This window comes from Microcoleus sp. C2D2 (assembly GCF_036702495.1).
In the GTDB taxonomy this organism is placed as follows: Bacteria; Cyanobacteriota; Cyanobacteriia; order Cyanobacteriales; family Microcoleaceae; genus Microcoleus.
In genome coordinates this window covers 1-3,070 of sequence record NZ_JAUBTO010000325.1, presented here as the reverse complement: position 1 = coordinate 3,070, position 3,070 = coordinate 1, and the positions used below count along the sequence as shown (strand labels likewise).

Sequence of the window (3,070 nt, the reverse complement as noted above, 5' to 3'; positions counted from 1 at the left end):
AGCTCTTGTTTCATGTGTGGAAAAAATACTTAAAGAATTTGGAGAAAATTATGTAATTAATTTTGCTTAACTACTTAAATACCTTCTAAAAGTTTGTTTTGTTGTCTGTACCGAATCAGGGTTCAAGCGCTACATTGTAAAATTTGACAAGCTGTCTTAGCATCGCATTAATTAAGCATTTTGATGAGCATAAATGTTTGATTACGTTGTCTTTAATCGTGGGAATAGTGCATCATTTCCACAAGTAAAATGTGCGCGATTTTTTCGCAGAAAGTGATAGAGCCTGACTAGCATAAACTTTGACTTTGAATTGTTGTTCAACTGTGAGTTAAGCTTCGGTTTTCATGGTGTTTCCTCAATGGTCTAATTGTTCTTTTTGAGCGAGATCAATTGATTGATTCGACCGCGAACCTCCGTATCCTCTCCCTCTAACCACTGAACTATCACAGCCGTTTCGTATTTATTTCCTGGCGCTTTCCAGGCATACATTTGTGTTAGAAGAGCTTGCAGTTGCTCTGGGTAGTATTCGGGCCACCAAATCAGAGCAATATCTCGAAGTTTTTCCGCATCTTCTTCACTAATTATACCAGTTTCATAAAATAGTGCTACAATTAGTAGGTATGGTTTTTGTGAGCCAGTTCTTAAAGATAAGGAAGAAAAATGTCAGTCGTGGGTTCGGATTGAAATTCTGGAAACAATAGAAGAGCTGACGACTCTTATGAGGAAAGAAAAAGATGTTTTGCGCCACGAAAAACTACAAGTTCTGTATTGGCTTAAAACCAAAACGGTAGACAGCGTATTGTCTGCTGCTGTGCGGCGCCGGGAAACATCGTACCACAATACAAAGATGGTTGTCTAGTTACAGAAAAGGGGGAATAGAAGAATTATTACTCCAGAAACCCCGTTCGGGAAGACCGAGAATAATGAATTCAGAAACGGTAGAAAGATTATCAAAGGAATTACAAGAACCAGAAGGATTCAGTAGCTACAAAGAAGTACATCAATGGTTGACAAGCTGTTGTGAAGTAAAAGTATCATATCAGACAATACATCAGTGGGCTAGGTATCGGCTAAAAGGAAAATTAAAGGTGCCACGTCCCGTGAGCGAAAAACAGAAAAAAGGTGCAGTAGCAGAATTAAAAAAAACTGCCATCCTTAGTAAAAGCCAGCCTGAGTCAAAGTGAGGGATTTTTAAAGCAGTGGCATAAAATTCGTTATTGGAGCCAAGACGAAAGTCGAATGGGGCTACACACAATTCAAAGAAGGAAATTAACTGGCAAAGGCATTAAGCCTCACGGAGCAGTGCAATGGGACTTTATATATCTGTGGTTATATGGAATAGTAGAGCCTCAAACAGGAGAGGGATTCTTTTATGAATTCACCCATCTAGACGAGCCGTGTGTTTTGAAAAATTTTTAGAGCTATTTGCCGCTGCTTATCCCGATGATTTGCATATCATCCAACTAGACAATGGAGGATTTCATAGTTCATTGAATCTAAATCTACCAGAAAACGTAATTTTATTGTTTCAGCCGGCTTATAGTCCGGAAGTGAATCCAATAGAAAGGCTATGGGGGTATATCAAGGAACAATTGAAATGGTTAAGATTTGATGGCATAGAAGAATTGAGAGAAGCGGTGCAAAAAGAGTTGAAAAAGCTAACTAACGAAGTGATTGCTTCTTTGACAGGATATCCATTCATATTAGAGGGGCTATCTGTAGCAGAAATTTATGAAATTGGTATAAGTTACTTACCGCTCAGAAATGGTGAATTCTGATACAAAACTTTACATATTTAAATAGAGTAAGGCTAAACAGGTAAAAATTTCAACAAAACATGAGTTCCTCAAACCAATGAACAAAACTAATTTTCTGACACATACAAGCTTGAAGATAGCGAACTTTATCTAATAGTTTATTACCCCATTGTGCGGGAATAAATATCACTTGTAAAATTAGATAAGCAATTAAGCTAGCATAAAGTTGTATGGTAATACCATTCACACTTTTACTAATCAATTTATCAAGTTTTAGGTGCATTTTTAAAAACTTCCAGAACAATTCTACTCCCCACCTTAAGCGATATATATCCCTAATTTCATCATCCGAAACTGCAGCGTCTCCATCATCCGGTAAATTAGTGACTAAGCGAAACTCTGTTTTGGTTTCTACATCACAAAAATTTACCATTCTCTAAGCTTGAGCATCGCTTGATGAACCAATTTTTGTTAACCTACTCTCCGACTGAAATTCTAACTTCCAATTGTTTTTAACCCGCCACACAAAATATTTATGCTCTGGGACTAATTCTTGAATAAATTTTAGCCCGGCAAATCCTAATTCCATTACTCCCACAGCGTTTACTGGTAGCTTAGACATCATTTTTGAACCAAAATTATAATCATGAGCGTGTCCAAAGTTAATGAGGTGATTATCAGGACTCCCTGTCGCTAAATTGAGGGCACTAAAAAGTTTAACTTGATGATAGCCTAGGAGCCATAATAATTTACTTATTAATGTAATAATTGTTGAATCAATTGGACAAATGGCGTATTTATTATGCAACTTTTTGTGAGCTTCTTTTTGGACTAATTGATTCAATTGCTCATAAATTTTTGGGAATGGTTCTTGACTTCGATGAGTGTTATCTTTGGAAAAGGTTGAAATATCAACCTCAAATCTTGTAGGGTTTATTCGTTTAAACAAATCACGCATGCTCGTTAAGCTATTATCCAATGTATAAGCTAACCAACACTCGACAAAAAGACGGCTATTCAAAACTGGATAATCATTTTTGGGTAGCCCTTTGAGGATATCTTTGACAATCTTGGTCAAGTGATTTACAATCATTGTTAACAGATATATTTTCATCTTTAGCCCAAATTTAACATATTTAGGGCGACTTTTATCACTTATTTATTCACTTTCAACACTTCTGCTTACCGCTCTATGTAACTGACAGGTAACTCGTGGGTAACTAACTAAGGGTTACATATAGCAATCCTAAATCAGTTGCAAACTAATCGGGCTTCACTAATCATGATTAAGTTGGTATTAATTCAGTTTTTTC

The 3,070-nt window shown here is 36.4% G+C and carries 3 protein-coding genes and 1 pseudogene; 3 read left to right on the top strand and 1 reads right to left on the bottom strand.

The window, feature by feature from the left end; genetic code table 11:
• Positions 1 to 718 precede the first annotated feature (718 nt).
• The 3 genes from QUB61_RS38700 (at position 719) to QUB61_RS38690 (ending at position 1,778) form a co-directional block, all read left to right on the top strand.
• Positions 719 to 859, top strand: coding sequence for a hypothetical protein (locus tag QUB61_RS38700; RefSeq protein WP_333136689.1), 141 nt, complete (start codon positions 719 to 721; stop codon positions 857 to 859).
• A complete protein-coding gene (locus QUB61_RS38695; protein WP_333136691.1) occupies positions 852 to 1,184 on the top strand; it encodes a helix-turn-helix domain-containing protein in 333 nt (110 codons plus the stop codon). The genes QUB61_RS38700 and QUB61_RS38695 overlap by 8 nt, the downstream gene beginning before the upstream one ends.
• Before the next feature lie 213 nt (positions 1,185 to 1,397).
• Positions 1,398 to 1,778 carry a transposase gene (locus QUB61_RS38690; protein WP_333136693.1) on the top strand — a complete coding sequence of 127 codons (381 nt, stop codon included), beginning with the start codon at positions 1,398 to 1,400 and terminating at the stop codon, positions 1,776 to 1,778.
• A gap of 49 nt (positions 1,779 to 1,827) precedes the next feature.
• Here QUB61_RS38690 and QUB61_RS38685 read toward each other — a convergent pair.
• Positions 1,828 to 2,850 (bottom strand): annotated as a pseudogene (locus QUB61_RS38685) (IS4 family transposase).
• Between the last annotated feature and the right edge of the window lie 220 nt (positions 2,851 to 3,070).

Coding starts and splice junctions, on each gene's coding strand:
- QUB61_RS38700 (WP_333136689.1), top strand. CDS start 719: ATGAGGAAAGAAAAAGATGTTTTGCGCCACGAAAAACTACAAGTTCTG.